The sequence below is a fragment of the Kitasatospora sp. MBT63 genome, assembly GCF_000710465.2.
GTDB lineage: Bacteria > Actinomycetota > Actinomycetes > Streptomycetales > Streptomycetaceae > Kitasatospora.
Genome location: NZ_JAIZ01000265.1, coordinates 1 through 17,600, shown reverse-complemented (window position 1 = coordinate 17,600; position 17,600 = coordinate 1). Strand labels below are relative to the sequence as shown.

Sequence of the window (17,600 nt, the reverse complement as noted above, 5' to 3'; positions counted from 1 at the left end):
CCCGAGCAGAAACGTTTCGCCGAGGACGGCGGCGGCCGCCAGTACCTCCGTCGCCGCCACCGAGAGCGCGTCGAACTCGGCGATCAGCGGCGCGGCGGCGCGCAGCAACGGGCCCGCGGCCCCCACGGCGCGTTCGGGCCACACCTCCGGGTCGGCCCCGGCGGCCAGCAGGACGCGCAGGATCCGCGGATTGCCCGCGGCGGCGGCGCGCAGCCGTTCGGCCTGCTCGGCTCCGCGGGCCACGCGCCCGTCGGCGGCGGCCTCGGCGAGGACGGCGGCGACCGCGGCGGCGTCCAGCGGCGCCGGCTCGACCCGGTGCAAGGTGCCCGCCTGCTGGGCCTCGTCGAGCGCGGCGAGCAGGGCGGGCGAGGTCTGCCGGGGACGGTGCGCGAGCGCCAGCAGGTACGGCGGCCGCTCACCGGCCAGCCGCTCGGCCAGCCGGATCGAGGCGGGATCGCCGTGGTGGAGGTCGTCCAGGATCAGGACCGCTCCGGGGCCGCACCCCCCGCCCGGCGAGCGCAGCGCCCGCACCAGGTCGCGGTCGGCGGCGGAGTCCCAGGACGGCCCGCCGGGACAGGGCGGTTCGGCGCCGTCCCAGGCGTCGCGGAACAGCTGGTACGGCTTCGCGTCCTCGGGGCGGGCCCGGGCCCGCAGCACGGCGGCGCCGCGGTCGGCCGCCAGCCGGGCGAGCCGGTTCAGCAGGGCGGTCTTGCCGATGCCGGGATCGCCCGCGATCTCCAGCACCGCGCCGCGGCCCGCACCGAGCTGCTCCACCGCCCGTGCGAGCGCGGCGAGTTCGTCCTGCCGTCCGGGTAATGCCGAAGCCGCCGACACGGCCGCCCCCTCTCAACCGCCCTCCGGGACCACCTGCGGGGATGCTAGCGATCTTCACAAGAGCTTGACAAGACTCGCCCGCCGACCCCGCCCACCTGCGCGGCACCGACCAGCTCCACCGCCCGGACCACCTCCACCGCCCCCGACCGCCGACGCGGCACCCGCGGCGAGGCGGCGCCCCCTCGGCACCGCGCACCGCGGCCAGCCGGCCGACCCCCGCAGATCGCCGCGACCCGCGCCCGGCCCGCCCCCGACCACCGCGCCTGCTCCGCGAATCCCGTCACCGCTCACCGGCGTCCCGCCGGGTCGCACCGGGCGCGATAGGCTGGCCGGCATGCCGCAGACCGTTCTGCCACCTCCCGCCGCCTGAGCGGGCGGCCAGGCCACTGAGGACCTCTCCCGGGTGATCACGCCCCGGGCCGGTCGGTGTCGCCCGCGTACGGGACCCCAGCAACCGACCCCTTTCGTCTTCGGTGGGAGAACCACACCATGTCGGCTTCCCGTGCCCTGCCCGTCGGGCGGGCCCTGCTCTACCTCGTGCTGTCCGCGACCGCCTGGGGGACCGCCGGCGCGGCCGCCGCGCTGCTCTACGGGCACAGCGGCCTCGGCCCGATGGCCCTGACCTTCTGGCGTTCGGCGGGCGGGGTGGCCCTGCTGCTCGCCGTCCGCCGGTCCGCCGGCCGGCCGGTGCCGACGGGCCGCGTCCCCCGCGTCCCCCGTGTCCCCCGCCCGGCCCGGCTCGGCCGGATCCTGGTGAACGGTCTCGGGCTGACCCTGTTCCAGGCCGCGTACTTCCTCGCCGTCCAGCGGACCGGGCTGGCGGTCGCCACCGTCGTCACGCTGGGCGCGGCACCCGTCATGATCGCCTCCGGGGCCCGGCTGACCATGGGTGAGCGGCTCGGCGGCAGCGGGCTGCTGGCCGTCGGCGGCGCGCTCGGCGGGCTGGCGGTGCTGGTCCTCGGGGACGGCGGCAGCGGCCCGGCCGACCTGGCGGGCATCGGCTGGGCCCTGCTGTCGGCCGCCGGGTACGCCTGCATCACGCTGTACACCCGGCGGCTCGGGCGCAGCGGCGGCGGCGACGGCCCGTACGCGACCACGCTGTGGTCGTTCACCGTCTGTGCGGTGTGCATGCTGCCGTTCGCGGCGGCGGAGGGCCTGTGGCCGGACCCGGCCGGGCTCGGGCGCACCCTCGCGCTGCTGGCCTACCTCGCGGCGGTACCGACGGCGCTCGCGTACGGGCTGTACTTCGCGGGGGCGGCCGTGGTGCGGGCCACCACCGCCTCGGTGGTGGCCCTGATCGAGCCGGTCAGCGCCACCGTGATCGCGGTGCTGCTGCTCGGCGAGCGGCTCACCGCGGCGACCGCCGCCGGGACCGGCGTGCTGCTGCTGTCGGTCGCCGGCCTGGCGCTGGCCGAGACCAGGCCGGCCCGCCGGGCCCGGCCGGCCTGACCGACCGCCCGCCCCGCCCCGCCCGGTGGCCGTATGGTCGGGCGGGGCGCAGCGCCGGGTGGTCCGCGATCACGGTGCAGCTGCCGGGAGCGCACGATTCCTCGCCCCCTCGCGGACGCAGTGCTGGACGGTCGAAGTACGCGTCAGCTGCCCCGAAGACCCACCGCCAGGGTCAGTTCAAGGACCCGGTGCGGCGAGGCGAGATCCGGAAACAGCTCCCGCAGCTGCGACATCCGGTACCGGACTGTCTGAGGATGGACGAACAACGCGGCTGCCACCTCGTCCCGCCTGCCTTGGTGCAGCAGCCACGCCCGCAACGTCTCCTCCAGCCGCCGTGCGGTCGTGACGGGCAAGGTCCGCAACGGTGCGAGGGCTCGGGCACGCAGGTCTGCGAACGCGTCCGCGTCGGCGCTCAGTACCAGCTCGGGCAGGTGGTCCTCGGTGTCGCGAATCTCAGGGGACAGTGAGCGAGCGCGTACGGCTCGTGCGTACGAGGCGCACGCACGGGTCCATGGCCGTGCCGGGCCGACCACGACGGTGCGGTCGGTCAGCTGCCGCAGGAGGTGTGACCGGTCGGCATCGGGGACGAGCAGCACGCCGGTGGCATCGGGCAGGTCGTCGAGGACGAGAGTGCCCGGGTTGAGCGCGCGGTAGGCGGGCCGGGCCTGGGCGGCGGGCAGCAGGACCGCGGTCAGCGAAACCGGGGGCTGCCACCCGGCCCGTTGAACAGAGGCCAGCAGCACGTCCGGGCTCGTGCCGGCGAGGAGGTCGCGGGCCAGGTCTTCCAGGTGGCGCTCGTGGGCCCTGCCCCGGGCGGCCAGCTCGTCGGCATGGCCCGCCGCGCTCGCGGCGGAGAGCTCGTCGATGTACGCGAAGGTCAGCTCGGCGAACTTGGCGACCTCGGCGGCGGGCAGACCCGCGGGTACGGCACCCGCTGCCAGACATCGCCAGGCCACGCGGGCGCCCACGCGGTAGGCGCTGAGCAGGGCGTCCATCGAACGGCCGTCGCGCACCTCGCCGCGGCCCAGCTCGTAGGCTGCGTCGCCGCCGTCGCCACCCGTGGTGTTCCCGCTCGCGAGATCCAGGTAGTGCCCCAGGGCGGTGCGGACGGCTCGGCGGATGGTGCCGCCCATGCGGCCCGAAAGGGCGTTGGCATAGGAGGGGACCTCGTCGATGATCGCCTCGACGACCTCGTCGGCGGTGCCCGTCAGCCCGGCCCGAAGCGCGGTGACCGTCGTCTCGTTCAGGACCAGCTCGCTGGCCCTCCGGATTACATGGCTCACATTCTTGTTCCCTGCGAACAATTCAGCCGACCAGATTCACGTCCTACGGTCAGGACTTTACGCCCTGCGGCGCAGCAAGCTGGGGTCATGACGAGTGCAGCCCTCCGCAGCAGGGCGTGGAAACTGCTGGAGATGGTCACGACGCCGTTGCTGCCGTCGGACTACCTCGACCTGGTCAGCCCGCTGCGTGCGGGCGCCGACCTCCGTGGGCGCATCATGGCCGTGCACCCCGAGACGGGCGACGCGGCGACCATCGTGATCAGGCCGGGACGGGGCTGGCGCGGCCACACGGCCGGTCAGTACGTGCGGATCGGGGTCGACGTCGACGGGAGGCGCCTGTGGCGTGCCTACTCCATCACCTCACCGACGGACCGCGAGGACGGCCACATCACGATCACCGTGAAGGCGATCCCGGACGGCCAGGTCAGCAACCACCTCGTCCGCAGGGCGACACCGGGCACGCTGATCCAGCTCGACCAGCCGACCGGTGACTTCGTGCTGCCGCAGGCCGAGCCCGCCAAGGTGCTCTACCTGACGGCCGGCAGCGGTATCACTCCCGTGATGGGCATGCTGCGCGACACCGATCTCGACGACGTCGTCATGGTCCACTGCGCACCGCAGCCGCAAGACGTGATCTTCCGCAACGAACTGCACGACCTGGTCGCGGAGGAGAAGCTGCGCCTCACCGAGGTGCACACCGGCACGGACGGCAGGCTCGACATCGCCCGTCTCGGCGAACTCGTGCCCGACTGGGCCGAGCGCGAGACCTGGGCCTGCGGGCCCGCGGGCCTGCTCGACGCCGCAGAGGAGCACTGGACCGAACACGGCGTCCGAGAGCGACTGCACACCGAACGCTTCCGCCCCCGCATCGTCGTCGCCGGCGGCGACGGCGGCGGCGGCGGCGAGGTCACGTTCAGCGCCACCGGCAGGACCGTCGACGCGGACGGCGCCACGCCGTTGCTGGCCATCGGCGAGGAAGCCGGCGTGCTCATGCCCTCCGGGTGCCGCATGGGCATCTGCTTCGGCTGCGTCACGCCGCTCAAGGCGGGCGCCGTCCGCGACCTGCGCACCGGCGAGATCACCGAGGCCGAGCCGGGCGTCCTCATCCAGACCTGTGTGTCCGCCGCGGCGGGCCCCTGCGACATCGAACGGTAGAGGCACCTTGACCGCCATCGACCCCACCGCCCACCTGACCGCGGAGCAGATCGAGGAGCTCGGCCGCGAGCTGGACGCGATCCGCGACGAAGTGATCGCCGGCCGCGGCGAGAAGGACGCCGCCTACATCCGCAAGGTCATCTCGGCGCAGCGCAAGCTCGAGCTGGCCAGCCGGGGCGTGCTGCTGTTCTCGATCTTCCCGCCCGCGTGGCTGCTCGGCACCGCCGGTCTGTCCGTGGCGAAGATCATGGACAACATGGAGATCGGCCACAACGTCCTGCACGGCCAGTGGGACTGGATGCGGGACCCGAAGATCCACTCCACCACCTGGGAGTGGGACCACGTCTCGCCGGCCGAGCAGTGGAAGCACTCGCACAACGAGCTGCACCACACGTACACCAACGTGATCGGCAAGGACAACGACCTCGGCTACGGCATCATGCGCGTCGACGAGGACCAGAAGTGGCACCCGCTCCACCTCGGCCAGCCGCTGTGGAACCTCGTCAACGCCTGCTTCTTCGAGTACGGCATCGCGGCGTACGACCTGGAGCTCGGCAAGAACCTGCACAAGCGCCGCCGCAAGGACCCGGAGTTCCGCGCCCGGGCCAAGGCCGTGGGCCGCAAGATCCGCAAGCAGGTGCTCAAGGACTACGTGATCCACCCGCTGCTGTCGGGCCCGTCGTTCCTCACCACGCTCGCCGCCACGTTCACCGCGAACCTGGTCCGCAACATCTGGTCCCACTCGGTGATCATGTGCGGGCACTTCCCCGAGGGTGTACAGGTCTTCGAGCGCCGGTCGGTCAGGGGCGAGACGCGCGGCCAGTGGTACCTGCGCCAGATGATGGGCTCGGCGAACATCAGCGGCAGCAGGGCCATGCACTTCATGACCGGCAACCTGTCGCACCAGATCGAGCATCACCTGTTCCCGGACCTGCCGAGCAACCGGTACGCCGAAGTCGCGGTGAAGGTGCGCACCCTGTTCGAGAAGTACGAGCTGGAGTACGTCACCGGGCCGCTGCCCAAGCAGGTGTTCTCCGCGTGGCGCAAGGTCTTCCGGCTGTCGCTGCCGACGAAGAAGCCCAAGGTCGGGACGCCGGACCGCGAGCAGGAACTCGTCGCGGTCTGATTCCCGGTAGTGGCTCTCCGGCGGTCAGGCGGGGCGCAGCGCCGGGTGGTCCGCGACGACCGTGCAGCTGCCGGGGGCGATCTCGGTGAAGCCGGCGTCGCGGACCAGCGGCAGCCCGCTCGCCGTGAGCTCCGCCCAGGCGGCCGGGGTGGCCGTGCGCACGGCCAGCGCGAACCCCGTCTGCGCCCACTCCTTGCGCTGCCCGTCGTCCAGCCGCCACCAGGCGAGCTGGGCGGCGTGGCCGGTCTGCGCCATGGTCTTGCCGGCGCTCATCTCCAGGTCGGGGTTGAGCCACAGCACGGGCGTGCCGGGCAGCGGCTCGGCGGGCTCGCCGGCCTCCTCCAGGTCGGTGCCGGAGACCTGCAGCTTGGCCAGCTCCTTGGGCCAGCCGTCCAGCGGCACCGGCGGGAACACCCGTACCTCGGCGGTGCCGCCGGTGACGGTGATGCCGGGCAGTTCGCCGGCCTTGCGCCACTCGCCGCCGCGGGCCCGGCGGACCACCTTGCGGATCCGGGCGTCCTCCCAGGCGGCGACCCGCTCGGACCACTCGCCGTCGGCCCCGGTCACCCGCGGGTCGGCGAGCAGGGTGAGCACCGCCCGGGCGGAGGTCTCCAGGGCGTCGGTCCTGGCCGGTGGGTCGGTCCGCTCCAGGCGGACCACCAGCGGGAGCACGAACTGCTCCCTGCCGTCCCGGTCGGCGGGCTCGTCGGGGGTGCCGGGTGCGTCGAAAGGTGAACTCACCCGACCAAGAATGCCAGGGGTCAGCGGCGGTGGCCGCGCCCGGGGTCGCGCTCCTCGGCGTCCTCGTAGGACAGGAACCAGCCCTCGGGGTGGGTCACGCCCAGCAGTTGCTCGGTGCGCTGGAGGGCGTCGAACTCGGCGTCGCCGTCGTCCGGGGCGAACACGCCGAACAGCTCGTCCGCGCAGCCGTCCCAGTCGTAGTCGTACAGGTCGGCGGGCAGGTCGCCCATCATGTCCGCGACGGACTCCGGCTGGGCGCCGAGCAGGGCCCGGGCGTCGGCCAGGGCCATCCGCAGCGCCAGCTCCTCGGCCAGGCACCTGGGCAGCGGCCACTCGCCGAGCGCGAGGTCGTCGGCGAGGTCGTCGAAGGTCCGGGCGAGCGTGCGGCGCCAGGCCCGGTGCAGGTTCCAGGTCCGCTGCGGCAGCCGGGCGAAGACCGCCCAGTCGCTCTCGTCGGCGTCGGTGACCGGCTCGTCGAGGTGCTCGTCCAGGTCGTCGTAGGCGGCGTCGGCGAGGCCGATCAGCTGGGTGTGCAGAAGGCAGGCGGTGCGCGGGGTGAGGGTCCAGTCGCCGCCGTCGCCGTCGTCGGTCTCGAGCGGGAACAGCTCGGCGAAGTCCGGGGCGAAGTCGTCGGTGATGCTGATCTCCAGCGTCCCGCCGAGCGCCTCGATGCCGGGGATCGCCGCGACCAGCCGGTCCGGGTGGAGCAGGGCGCCCAGGGCGGCGTTCGGGTCCTCGGAGACCTCGCGCAGCAGCTCGGCGCGCTGCCCGTCCGGGTCGATCCCGGTGAAGTCCAGCTCGCCGACGGCGGCCTGCGCGGCGGCGCGCAGGGACGGCCAGTCGGTGATCCGGATGCCGAGCACCACCGTCGCCTCGATGTCCTGCGCGCCGGACTCCTCCGCCGCGCCCGGCCCCTGCGGATGATCGCTTCGCTCGCCCATGCGCCTACAGTACGGCCCCCGGGGGTCCCGGATCACCGGTGCGTACCGGGTTCTTCGGGCGGCCGTCCGCCGCCGTGGCACGGTGGGCCGCCCGGCGCGTCAGCGGGGAGATGCGGCGTTCATCGGCAAGGGTGGTGCGATGAGCAATCTTGACGACTACGGCGGCGGGCAGCGCCCGTCCGACAACGTGCTGGTGGTCACCACCAACGACGTGCCCGGGTACCGCGTCGAGCGGATCATCGGCGAGGTGTTCGGCCTGACGGTGCGCAGCCGGCACCTCGGCTCGCAGATCGGCGCGGGCCTGAAGTCCCTGGTGGGCGGCGAGCTGAAGGGGCTGACCAAGACCCTGGTGGAGAGCCGGAACCAGGCGATGGAGCGGCTGATCGAGCAGACCGCCGCGCGCGGCGGCAACGCGGTCCTGATGATGCGGTTCGACGTCACCGAGGCGGCCGACCTGGGGACCGAGATCTGCGCCTACGGCACCGCCGCGGTGATCTCCCCCCTGGGCTGACGGACCGCCGGCCCCTGCCGTCGCGGCGTCCGGACGGCAGGGGCCGGGCGGGTTCAGCCGGCGGCCGGCCGGGGTGGGGCGCCCGGGGAGCCGAACCAGGCGGCCAGCGCCGCAGGCAGGCCGTCGGCCGGTGCGGCATCACGGTCCACCGCCCAGGCCACGAACCCGTCCGGGCGGATCAGCAGCGCGGCCAGCCCCGGCCGGTCAGGGCAGTCGGCGGTGACGGTGCGGACCCGCTGCCCGTAGCCGTCCGCCCTCGGGGCGTCCGGTGCCAGCCGCAGCAGCACCGCGCCACTTCGGTGGAAGTGGTCGGCCAGCCGGGTGCCGTCCGCGAACCGGAGTTCCGGTGCCTGCCCGCCGACCAGCGGGTGGCCCTCGGCGGGCCCGGTCCGCTGGAGCACCCCGGACAGCTGGCGGGCGATGTACGTGCTGCCGGCCGGGCTGCCCAGCAGGTCGGCTACGACGGACCGCAGGGCCCGCTCGTACGGGCGGGGGCGCATCAGTGCGACCTGGGCCCGGGTCCACTCCAGCACCTGCGCGGCGATCGGGCGGCGCTCGGCGGTGTAGCTGTCGAGCAGGCCCTCGGGCTCGGTGCCGCGCACCACGGCGGCCAGCTTCCAGCCCAGGTTGGCGGCGTCACCGAGCCCGAGGTTCAGGCCCTGCCCGCCGAACGGCGAGTGGACGTGCGCCGCGTCGCCGGCCAGCAGCACCCGGCCGCGGCGGTGGTCCTCGGCGAGCCGGGCGTTGTCGGTGAACCTGGTCGCCGAGTGGACGGCCGTGACCGTCACCTCCTCGCCGGTCACCCGCCGCAGCGCCGCGGTGAGCTCCGCGGCGGTCACCGGGGCGTCGCGGTCGGCGGGCGGGCCGTCGAACTGGACGGTCAGGACGCGCCCGGCCATCGGCCCGTTGACGTGGACCCCGGTCGGGGTGGCCTGCCAGCCGCGGGCGAGCTTCTCCCCGCCCGTCAGCTCGACCATCGCCTGGTGCCCGGTGATCTCCGGGTCCGTCCCGGGGAAGGCGAACCCGGCCAGCTTGCGGACGGTGCTGCGGCCGCCGTCCGCGCCGGCCAGCCAGCCGGCCCGCAGGCGCCGCCCGTCGGCCTGGGTGACCGTCACCCCGTCCGCGTCCTGCTCGAAGGCGGTCACCTCGGCCCCGCGCCGGACCTCGACCCCGAGCTCGGCGGCGCGGGCGGCCAGCATCGCCTCGACCTGCTGCTGCGGGACGACGAGCACCTCGCCGGCCGGGCCGAGGTCGGCGAAGGCCGGGTCGGCGAGGTCGATCGCCGTGCCGTCGACGGTGATGCCGCCGAAGTGGGCGGCGAACCGCGGCGCCCGGACCGGGCCGGCCCCGGCGCCCGCCCCGGGGCCGCCGGGACCCCGGTGCTGCTGGACGAAGGCCCTTACTCCCGCGCAAGGAGGAGCTCTTCCTCGACCGGCTCCCCGAGGCGCTCGACCTGCTCGCCGGAGCCGTCACCGGACGGCCGCCCGGCACCGGGCCGCTGACGGCGCTGCGGGACCTGATGATCCGGTTCGGCAGGCAGGGCCACCCGTTCGCCGCCGTCGGCACCCACCATCCGGCCTTCTGGTTCACCGTGCTGGACTCCCCCGCGCTGCTCGCCTACGCCCGCGAGGCGCTGGAGGTGCTGGAGGAGCGGCTGGCCGAACTGCTGCTGGCCGAAGGGCAGGACGAGCCGCAGGCCCGGTTCACCGCCACCCTCGGCCTCGCCGCCGCGCGCACCGTCTTCACCGGCAACGCGCGCCGGCAGCTGGCCGGCGCGGACCCGGCGGCGGTCGCCGCCGACCACGCCGCGTTCACCACCCTCACCTTCGACGCGGTCGGGCAGGCCCTCGCCGCCTTCGACGCCGGCCACCGGCCCCCCGCCGAGGAGGACGGCCGCGCCCGGCCCGCGCCGGGTCGCCCCGCCGCCCGGGCATAAGCGCGCCCATAATGCGGACCATGTCACCTCACCGCACCCCAGCCCGTCAGGTCCGCGCGGCCGCCGCCGGATCGGCGGCGGTCCTGCTCGCGCTGCTGACGGGCTGCAGCTCCGGGGCCGCCACGGCGCCCGCCCCGGCCCCGGCCGCGATCGGCTCGCTCTCGGTCGAGAGCCCGCGCTCGCACCTGGAGCTGACCGGCGCGGTCCTGCGCCGGTCGCCGTCCGGCGGGGCCGAACTGACCGTGACCATCCGCAACGAGGGTTCGACGCCCGAACACCTCAGCCAGGTCAGCACGGCGGCGGACGGACGGGCGACGCTCCGGGGCAGCCCGGGCCCGGAGAACGCGCTCAGCCCGGCCGGTGTGCTGATCCGGCCCGGCGAGAGCGCGGTCTTCGGCGGCGACGGCCCCGGGATCACCTTCCCCGCCCCCGCTCCCGGCGGAGCCGCGACCGCCACCCCCGGCACCTCGGCCGAACCGGCCGTCGACACCGTCCTGATCTTCGGGGTGGCCGGCCTGGTGCACCTGCGGGCGGCGGCCGGCTGAGCGGGAACACGCCGCAACACCCACATGTTTCACCACCGTGACTGTTTACGGTGCAACCAGTGAGCGGGCGGCGGCCGAAGCGCCGACCGAGGTCGACGTCGTGGTGGTCGGCGCCGGACAGGCCGGACTGTCGGCCGCGTACCACCTGCGCCGCCGCGGCTTCGAGCCGTACCGCGGCTTCGTGGTGCTGGACGCCGACCCCGCGCCCGGCGGCGCCTGGGCCCACCGCTCGCCCTCGCTGCGGATGGCCACCGTGCACGGCTTCCACGACCTGCCGGACTTCGAGCTGCCCGCGCCCGACCCGGCGGCGCCCGCCCGCGAGGTGGTGCCCGGCTACTTCGCCGCGTACGAGGCGGAGCACGCGCTGCCGGTGGTCCGCCCGGTGCGGGTCGGCGCGGTCCGCCCGGCGGCGGACGGGCGGCTGCTGGTCGAGTCGGACGCCGACCGGTGGTCGGCGCGGGCCCTGATCAACGCGACCGGGACCTGGACCAGGCCGTTCCTCCCGCACTACCCGGGACACTTCGCCGGACGGCAGCTGCACTACTCCGAGTACCGGGGCCCGGAGTCCTTCGCCGGGCAGCGGGTGGCGGTCGTCGGCGGCGGCGCCTCCGCGATCCAGGTGCTGTCCGAGGTGGCCGAGGTGGCCGGGACACTGTGGGTGACCCGCCGCCCGCCGGTGTACCACGAGGGGCCGTTCACTCCGGAGTTCGGGCGCGCGGTGGTGGCGCAGGTCGAGGAGCGGGTGCGGCTGGGGCTGCCGGTACGCAGCGTGGTCAGCGTGACCGGGCTCGGCCCGTCCGTCGCGTACCGGCGCGCGCGGGAACTAGGGGCGCTGGAGCGCCGGCCGATGTTCGACCGGCTGACCGAGCACGGCGTCGCCTGGGGCGGGCACGAGGAGCGGGTGGACGCGATCGTCTGGGCCACCGGCTTCCGCCCCGAGGTGAAGCACCTGGCGCCACTGGGGCTGCGCGGCCCGGGCGGCGGCATCCGGATGGAGGGCACCCGGGCCGCCGCCGACCCGCGGATCCACCTGGTCGGCTACGGGCCGTCGGCCAGCACGGTCGGCGCCAACCGGGCCGGCCGGGCGGCGGTCAACGAGATCGTGAAGCTGCTCGGCGAGCCCGCCCTCGGCGTGCGCTGACCCGGGCGGCCCGCTCAGCCCTTCAGCGCGGTGAGCGAGGCCCGGGCGAACTCCTCCATCTTCCGGAGCACCACATCGGCCGCCTTGTCGTCCGGCGGCTCCCGGAAGTCGACCAGGAAGGTGAGGGTCATCTGCACGTTGCTGTCCCGGGTGACCAGTTCGAACATCGGCCCGGTGTCCGACCCGGCCGTGTTGCGGAACCGGAACGCCTCCCGGCCGACCCCCTTCACCTCGGTCACCGCGCCGCCGATCGCGTACTTGGGCTGGTTCTCGGTGCGGTCGAAGGTGTGCAGTTTGCGGGCCAGCGCGGTGTCCGGGAGGAAGATGACGTCCACCGTGGTGACGGTGTGCCGGTAGGGCGAGGCGCTCTGCGGGTCGAAGGACGCCACGCACTTGGCGGCCGGGGCGCCGCCCGAGTCACGGGTGGACGGCTCGTCGGTACCGAAGGGGTCGCCCAGCGGGTCGACCAGCAACCGGTACGGCAGGACGGTGCAGATGTCGTCCTTCGCCCGGTAGTCGCCGGGGCCGTCCTTCTCCGGGGCCGGATCGGCACCGCAACCGGCCGCCAGCAGCGTCGCGAGCAGGGCCGTTCCACAGCGGGCCAGGTGGTGGCGCATCCGGTCTCCCTCCGGATCGGAACAGGGTGCGCCCACTCAACCACACACGTGCGACGATCAGTTGACGAATCCTCCGATTCCCGGGGGCGGCCCGGCCGGGATCAGCGGTCGTAGTCGACGGTGACCTTGTCGGAGACCGGGCGGGCCTGGCAGGTCAGCACGTAGCCGGCCGCCAACTCCTTCTCCTCCAGCGCGAAGTTGCGCCGCAGGTCGACCTCGCCCTCCACCACCAGCGCCCGGCAGGTACCGCACACCCCGCCCTTGCAGGCGAACGGCAGATCCGGCCGGGAGCGCTGGGCGCCGTCCAGCAGCGAACGGTCCCGGGGCAGCGCCAGGGTGGACGCCCGCCCGTCGAGCACCAGCGTCACCTCGCTCAACTCCCCGTCCGGGACGGCCTCGACGCGCTCGGTGACCGGCTCGTCCTCCGCGTGGAACAGCTCCTGGTGCACGCGGTCGGCGGGCACCCCGAGACCGGTCAGCAGCTCCTTGGTCCCGAGCACCATCCCGTACGGGCCGCAGAGCCAGAAGTGGCCCACGGCCTCGAGCTCCACCAGGGCGGCGAGCAGCGCACCGACCCGCTCGGCGTCGAGCCGCCCGCTGAGCAGCTCGGCGTCCCGGGTCTCCCGGGACAGCACGTGCAGCAGCTGGAACCGGTCGAGATGACGGTCCTTCAGGTCGGCCAGCTCGTCGGCGAACATCACGGTGTCGCTGCGGCGGTTGCCGTACAGCAGGGTGACCTTCGACCCCGGGTGCGCGGCGAGCACGGAACCGGCGATGGAGAGCATCGGGGTGATCCCGGAACCGGCCGCGATCAGGACGTGCTCCGCGGGCTCCGCCAGGTCCGGCCCGAACAGCCCGCTCGGCGGCATGACCTCGACCCGCTCGCCGACCCGGGCCTCGCGCACCAGCCAGCGCGAGAACAGCCCGCCGGGCACCTCGCGCACCGCGATCCGCAGCGGGCCGCCCACCGCGGAGCAGAGCGAGTAGGAACGGCGCTCGTCGGCGCCGTCCACGATCCGCCGCAGGGTGAGGGTCTGCCCCGGGCGGAACGCGAAGTCCTCGGCGAGCGCGTCCGGCACCTCGAAGGTGACCGCGACCGCGTCCTCGCAGAGCGGTTCCAGGGCCGCGATCCGCAGCTCGTGGAACGTCGGTCGGCGGACGGCCATTCAGATCTCCTTGATCCGGTCGAAGGGCTCCCGGCAGGACCGGCAGCGCCAGAGCGCCTTGCAGGCGGTGGAGCCGAAGCGGGACAGCTCCTCGGTGTCGGCGCCGCCGCAGTTCGGGCAGTGCACCAGGTGCCGGGTCGGGCCGAGCCGCAGCAGGCCGGGACCGGCGGTACGGGCACCGGTGTGCGGCGGGGCGATCCCCGCCTCGGCCAGCTTGCGGCGCCCCGCCTCGGTGATCAGGTCGGTGGACCACGGCGGGTCGAGCCGCAGCCGGACCCGGACCTCGCCGAACCCCGCGGCGCGCAGCCGGCCGGACACGTCGGCGGCCATCTCGGCGACCGCCGGGCAGCCGGAGTACGTCGGGGTGATCCAGGCGGTGACCGCGTCACCGTCCTGGTCGACCCCGGCCAGGATGCCCAGGTCGGCGAGGGTGAGCATGGGCAGCTCGGGGTCGGGGACGGCGGCCGCCACCTCCCAGGCGCTGACCCTGGTGGTCACCACGTCGCCCCCGGGTGGGCCCGGGCCAGCACCTGGAACTCGGCCAGCAGCGGGCCCAGCGCCTCGGTGTGCACGCCGTCCCGCCCGGCCCGGCCGCCGACCCGCGCCAGCGGCGGCGTGGTGGGCACGGTCAGGCAGGCCTCGCCGATCACGGCGGCCAGCTCCGCCAGCACGCCCTCGCGCAGCCCCGCGGGGTCGACGCCGAGCCGCAGCTCCACGGCGTGCGGGGTGAACAGCTCCTCCAGCAGCGGCCAGACGGCGTCCAGCCCGGCCTGCATCCGGGCCGCCGAGTGGGCGGTGCCGTCACCGAGCCGCAGGGTCCAGGAGACCGCGTACTCGTGGTGGTAGGCCAGCTCCTTGGCGCCGCGGGCCGCGATGGCGGCCAGCACCGGATCCGGATGGGTGCTCAGCCGCAGGTAGAGCGCGTGCCGGGCGGTGGAGAAGAGCAGCAGCCGGGCGATCGAGAACGCGAAGTCCCCGTTCGGCGCCTCGACCAGCCGGACGTTGCGGAACTCGTGCTCCTCGCGCCAGTAGGCCAGGTCGTCCTCGCTGCGGCCGCTGCCGTCGGCCTGGCCGGCCCGGGTGAGCAGGTGGCGGGCCTGGCCGAGCAGGTCGAGCCCGAGGTTGGCGAGCGCCACCTCCTCCTCCAGCTCGGGGGCGCGGGTGCACCACTCGATCAGCCGCTGGGCGAGCACCAGCGCGTCGTCGCCGAGCATCAGGCAGTACGCGGCGAGGTCGGCACCGTCCACGCCGGGCGGCACCGAGGTGTCCACGCCGAGCAGCGGGTCGGCGAAGCCGGTGCCGTACGCCCAGCGGGCCTCGCCCTCCGGGTCGGCGCTCGCCTCGGAGAGGTGCAGGTAGACGTGGTCGTCGGTCATGGTCTGCGGTCCCCCGTCAGATGTGCGGGACATCCTCGGGGATGTCGTAGAAGGTCGGGTGGCGGTAGACCTTGTCGCCGCTGGGGGCGAAGAACGGGTCCTGCTCGTCCGGGGTGGAGGCGGTGATCGCGTCGGAGCGGACCACCCAGAGGCTGACGCCCTCGTTGCGGCGGGTGTAGAGGTCGCGGGCGTTCAGCAGCGCCATCCGGTCGTCCGGCGCGTGCAGCGAACCGACGTGCACGTGGTTGAGGCCGCGCCGAGGGCGCACGAACACCTCGTAGAGCGGCCAGCCGGCCCTGGTCTCAGTCACGATCGGCTCCACGCTCGGCTCTCCGCTTCTGTGCGTACGCCAGGGCCGCCTCGCGGACCCAGGCCCCGTCCTCGTGGGCGGCCCGGCGGCGCTCGACGCGCTGCTCGTTGCACGGGCCCTGCCCCTTGATCACCTGCTTGAGCTCGGACCAGTCCGGCTCACCGAAGTCCCAGCTGCCGCGCCCTTCGTTCCAGCGCAGCGCCGGGTCGGGCAGGGTCACGCCGAGGTGCTCGGCCTGCGGCACGGTCATGTCGACGAATCGCTGCCGCAGGTCGTCGTTGCTGTGCCGCTTGATCCGCCAGGCCATCGACTGCGCGCTGTTCGGCGAGTCGCCGTCCGGCGGGCCGAACATCATCAGCGACGGCCACCACCAGCGGTCCACCGCGTCCTGCACCATCCGGCGCTGCGCCTCGGTGCCGCGCATCAGCGTCATCAGCAGCTCGTAGCCCTGCCGCTGGTGGAAGGACTCCTCCTTGCAGATCCGCACCATGGCCCGGGCGTACGGCCCGTAGCTGCAGCGGCAGAGCGGGACCTGGTTGCAGATCGCCGCGCCGTCCACCAGCCAGCCGATCACGCCGACGTCGGCGAAGGTCAGGGTGGGGTAGTTGAAGATCGAGGAGTACTTCTGCCGGCCCGAGATCAGCTTCTCGGTCAGCTCGGAGCGGTCGATCCCCAGCGTCTCCGCGGCCGCGTACAGGTAGAGGCCGTGCCCGGCCTCGTCCTGCGCCTTGGCCAGCAGGATCGCCTTGCGGCGCAGCGAAGGGGCCCGGGTGAGCCAGTTCCCCTCCGGCTGCATGCCGATGATCTCCGAGTGGGCGTGCTGCGCGATCTGCCGGATGAGCGTCGCCCGGTAGGCGTCCGGCATCCAGTCCCGGGGCTCGATCCGCTGCTCGGCGGCGATCACCTCGTCGAAGTGCGCTTCCAGACCCGGCTCGGCCAGGCCCGTCGCCTCTGTTGCCGTCATGCACCCACCTCCCGACTGACCGTTCGGTCGGTTCCATTGTGTACGCCGGTGGCACCCCGTGACAAGGCGCCCGGCGAACCGGTCGGCGGGGCTCCCCCGCCGGGGTCCTCGGCGAGGTGTGCGGCAGGGGCGTTCGCGGGGGCGGCGGCGAGCTGGCGGGAGCCGGGGAACGGGGGTGCGACACCCCGCCGGCCCGGGAGCGCGGGCTGCCCGGGCCGGGGAGGAACGCCGTACGGGGCCGGTCAGACCCGGTCGCGCAGGCGTGGCAGCGGAACGGCCAGCAGGGTCGTCAACAGGGCGATCCGGGGAGCCACCTGATCGGTGCGGAGGTGCTCGTGCCGGGCGTGCGCACCGGCGCCGACGCCGCCGAGACCGTCCAGGGTGGGCAGCCCGCGGGCGCCGGCCGCGTTGGTGTCACCGGCGCCGCCCGCCGGGGCGCCGTCCAGCTGCTGGCCGAGGGCGGCGGCGAGCGAGCGCACGTGCCGCAGCAGCAGGTTCCCGGACCGCTCCGGCCAGGCCGGCCGGCTGGAGATCACCTCGGCCCGCACCCGGGCCCCGGGCCGCAGCGCGGTCAGGTGCTGCAGGGTGTCGAGGGTGCTGCGCTGCGCCTCGGCGGTGGCGAACCGCAGTCCGAGCTCGGCCTCGGCCCGCCCGGCCACCACGTTGGCGCGCGTGCCGCCGGTGATCCGCCCGGCGTTGAGTTCGGTGCCCGGCTGCCGGACCAGCCCGCGGACGGCGATCAGCTGGTCCACCAGCTCGTCGACGGCCGAGACGCCGAGCGCCGCGTCGTTCCCGGCGTGCGCCTCGCGGCCGGTGACGGTCAGCCGGACCCGGGAGGAGCCACGGCGGGCGGTCTTCACCCGGCCGTCCGGGTGCGAGGGCTCCAGGCCCAGCACGGCGGCGGCGCCCCGGAGGTGGCGCTCGACCAGGATCCGGCCGCTCGGGCTGCCGACCTCCTCGTCGGAGACCACCACCAGGCGGACCGTGCGGTGCGGGCGCTGCCCCAGGTCGGCGAGGAGCGCGAACGCCCCCTCGATCAGCGCCAGCCCGGCCTTCATGTCCAGCACGCCGGGGCCGCTGAGCAGCCCCTCGGACTCCTCCACCGGCCAGTCCGCGAGGGTGCCGACCGGCCACACGGTGTCGTGGTGGCCGACGACCAGCAGATGCGGGAGGTCCGCCCGCCGTCCGGGCCACTCCACCACCAGATGGTCGCCGGCCGGGCCGGGCTCGCGGACGACCTCGGCGCCGGTGGCCCGGAAGCCCGCGGACAGCTCCTCCGCCAGTGCGTCCAGCCGCGGGGCGTCCCCCGACGGGGACTCCATCCGCGCCAGCTCGGCGCACCGCCGCCGGACCCCGCCGGCCAGCGTGCGGGCCCGGCTGCCGAGCGCCTGCGGCAGACCGGGGAGCGCCGCCGTCGCGGCGGAGCCCGGGTGGGCCGCCCCCACCGGGACCGGGCCGACCGGGACCGGGGCGGGTGCCGCTGCGACGGTGATCGCGCCGGTGAC

At 74.8% G+C, this 17,600-nt stretch carries 19 protein-coding genes; 7 read left to right on the top strand and 12 right to left on the bottom strand.

Features of this window, described 5'->3' with window-relative positions; translation table 11 throughout:
* Window positions 1-834: ATP-binding protein (locus AA75_RS16730; protein ID WP_149038184.1), on the bottom strand; the 834-nt coding region annotated here is incomplete at its 3' end.
* A gap of 489 nt (window positions 835-1,323) precedes the next feature.
* Here AA75_RS16730 and AA75_RS16725 point away from each other — a divergent pair.
* Entirely contained in the window at window positions 1,324-2,283 is a 960-nt protein-coding gene (locus AA75_RS16725; protein ID WP_033820846.1) for a DMT family transporter, read from the top strand.
* A gap of 143 nt (window positions 2,284-2,426) precedes the next feature.
* Here the strand turns inward: AA75_RS16725 and AA75_RS16720 are convergent, their stop codons facing one another.
* Window positions 2,427-3,566 carry a CdaR family transcriptional regulator gene (locus AA75_RS16720; RefSeq protein WP_033820845.1) on the bottom strand — a complete coding sequence of 380 codons (1,140 nt, stop codon included), beginning with the start codon at window positions 3,564-3,566 and terminating at the stop codon, window positions 2,427-2,429.
* Window positions 3,567-3,653: 87 nt separating this feature from the next.
* On the opposite strand from AA75_RS16720, the gene AA75_RS16715 reads away from it, so the two are divergent.
* Together AA75_RS16715 and AA75_RS16710 are read left to right on the top strand one after the other, a co-directional pair.
* Window positions 3,654-4,721, top strand: a complete 1,068-nt coding sequence (locus AA75_RS16715) for a ferredoxin reductase (protein ID WP_033820844.1) — start codon at window positions 3,654-3,656, stop codon at window positions 4,719-4,721.
* Between the two features lie 7 nt (window positions 4,722-4,728).
* Complete coding sequence (locus AA75_RS16710; protein ID WP_033820843.1) at window positions 4,729-5,847, top strand: acyl-CoA desaturase; 1,119 nt, start codon at window positions 4,729-4,731, stop codon at window positions 5,845-5,847.
* A gap of 24 nt (window positions 5,848-5,871) precedes the next feature.
* Here AA75_RS16710 and AA75_RS16705 read toward each other — a convergent pair whose 3' ends face one another.
* Both AA75_RS16705 and AA75_RS16700 read right to left on the bottom strand, forming a co-directional pair.
* A complete protein-coding gene (locus AA75_RS16705) occupies window positions 5,872-6,588 on the bottom strand; it encodes an aminoacyl-tRNA hydrolase (protein ID WP_149038183.1) in 717 nt (238 codons plus the stop codon).
* Window positions 6,589-6,608: 20 nt separating this feature from the next.
* Entirely contained in the window at window positions 6,609-7,529 is a 921-nt protein-coding gene (locus AA75_RS16700) for a hypothetical protein (RefSeq protein ID WP_051812592.1), read from the bottom strand.
* Window positions 7,530-7,668: 139 nt separating this feature from the next.
* Here AA75_RS16700 and AA75_RS16695 point away from each other — a divergent pair, with 139 nt between their 5' ends.
* Window positions 7,669-8,040, top strand: a complete 372-nt coding sequence (locus AA75_RS16695; RefSeq protein ID WP_033820842.1) for a YbjQ family protein — start codon at window positions 7,669-7,671, stop codon at window positions 8,038-8,040.
* A 53-nt stretch (window positions 8,041-8,093) separates the two neighbouring features.
* Here AA75_RS16695 and AA75_RS16690 read toward each other — a convergent pair whose 3' ends face one another.
* Window positions 8,094-9,272: an FAD-dependent monooxygenase gene (locus AA75_RS16690; protein WP_051812590.1), complete on the bottom strand. Its 1,179-nt coding sequence runs from the start codon at window positions 9,270-9,272 to the stop codon at window positions 8,094-8,096.
* A 287-nt stretch (window positions 9,273-9,559) separates the two neighbouring features.
* On the opposite strand from AA75_RS16690, the gene AA75_RS16685 reads away from it, so the two are divergent.
* The 3 genes from AA75_RS16685 to AA75_RS16675 are packed head-to-tail and all read left to right on the top strand — an operon-like array spanning window position 9,560 to window position 11,662.
* A complete protein-coding gene (locus AA75_RS16685) occupies window positions 9,560-9,976 on the top strand; it encodes a hypothetical protein (RefSeq protein ID WP_051812588.1) in 417 nt (138 codons plus the stop codon).
* Between the two features lie 20 nt (window positions 9,977-9,996).
* The gene (locus AA75_RS16680) at window positions 9,997-10,521 is read left to right on the top strand and encodes a hypothetical protein (RefSeq protein WP_051812586.1); all 525 of its coding nucleotides are present in this window, start codon (window positions 9,997-9,999) and stop codon (window positions 10,519-10,521) included.
* A 37-nt stretch (window positions 10,522-10,558) separates the two neighbouring features.
* Window positions 10,559-11,662, top strand: coding sequence for an FAD-dependent oxidoreductase (locus tag AA75_RS16675; RefSeq protein WP_051812583.1), 1,104 nt, complete (start codon window positions 10,559-10,561; stop codon window positions 11,660-11,662).
* A 14-nt stretch (window positions 11,663-11,676) separates the two neighbouring features.
* Here the strand turns inward: AA75_RS16675 and AA75_RS16670 are convergent, their stop codons facing one another.
* From AA75_RS16670 to AA75_RS16640, 7 genes are all read right to left on the bottom strand, one after another.
* Window positions 11,677-12,279: a hypothetical protein gene (locus AA75_RS16670; protein WP_033820840.1), complete on the bottom strand. Its 603-nt coding sequence runs from the start codon at window positions 12,277-12,279 to the stop codon at window positions 11,677-11,679.
* A 101-nt stretch (window positions 12,280-12,380) separates the two neighbouring features.
* Window positions 12,381-13,445, bottom strand: a complete 1,065-nt coding sequence (gene paaE / locus AA75_RS16665; protein ID WP_033820839.1) for a 1,2-phenylacetyl-CoA epoxidase subunit PaaE — start codon at window positions 13,443-13,445, stop codon at window positions 12,381-12,383.
* Window positions 13,446-13,946 carry a 1,2-phenylacetyl-CoA epoxidase subunit PaaD gene (paaD, locus tag AA75_RS16660; protein WP_033820838.1) on the bottom strand — a complete coding sequence of 167 codons (501 nt, stop codon included), beginning with the start codon at window positions 13,944-13,946 and terminating at the stop codon, window positions 13,446-13,448.
* Entirely contained in the window at window positions 13,940-14,821 is an 882-nt protein-coding gene (gene paaC, locus AA75_RS16655) for a 1,2-phenylacetyl-CoA epoxidase subunit PaaC (protein WP_033820837.1), read from the bottom strand. Before paaC ends, paaD begins: the two co-directional genes overlap by 7 nt.
* A 16-nt stretch (window positions 14,822-14,837) precedes the next feature.
* Window positions 14,838-15,131 (bottom strand): 1,2-phenylacetyl-CoA epoxidase subunit PaaB, encoded by a 294-nt coding sequence (paaB, locus tag AA75_RS16650; protein ID WP_033820836.1) that lies wholly within the window; start codon window positions 15,129-15,131, stop codon window positions 14,838-14,840.
* Window positions 15,124-16,095 (bottom strand): 1,2-phenylacetyl-CoA epoxidase subunit PaaA, encoded by a 972-nt coding sequence (gene paaA / locus AA75_RS16645; RefSeq protein ID WP_033820835.1) that lies wholly within the window; start codon window positions 16,093-16,095, stop codon window positions 15,124-15,126. The genes paaB and paaA overlap by 8 nt, the downstream gene beginning before the upstream one ends.
* A 242-nt stretch (window positions 16,096-16,337) precedes the next feature.
* Window positions 16,338-17,600 (bottom strand): M20 family metallopeptidase (locus AA75_RS16640; protein ID WP_199520340.1); only part of this gene is annotated, 1,263 nt, incomplete at its 5' end.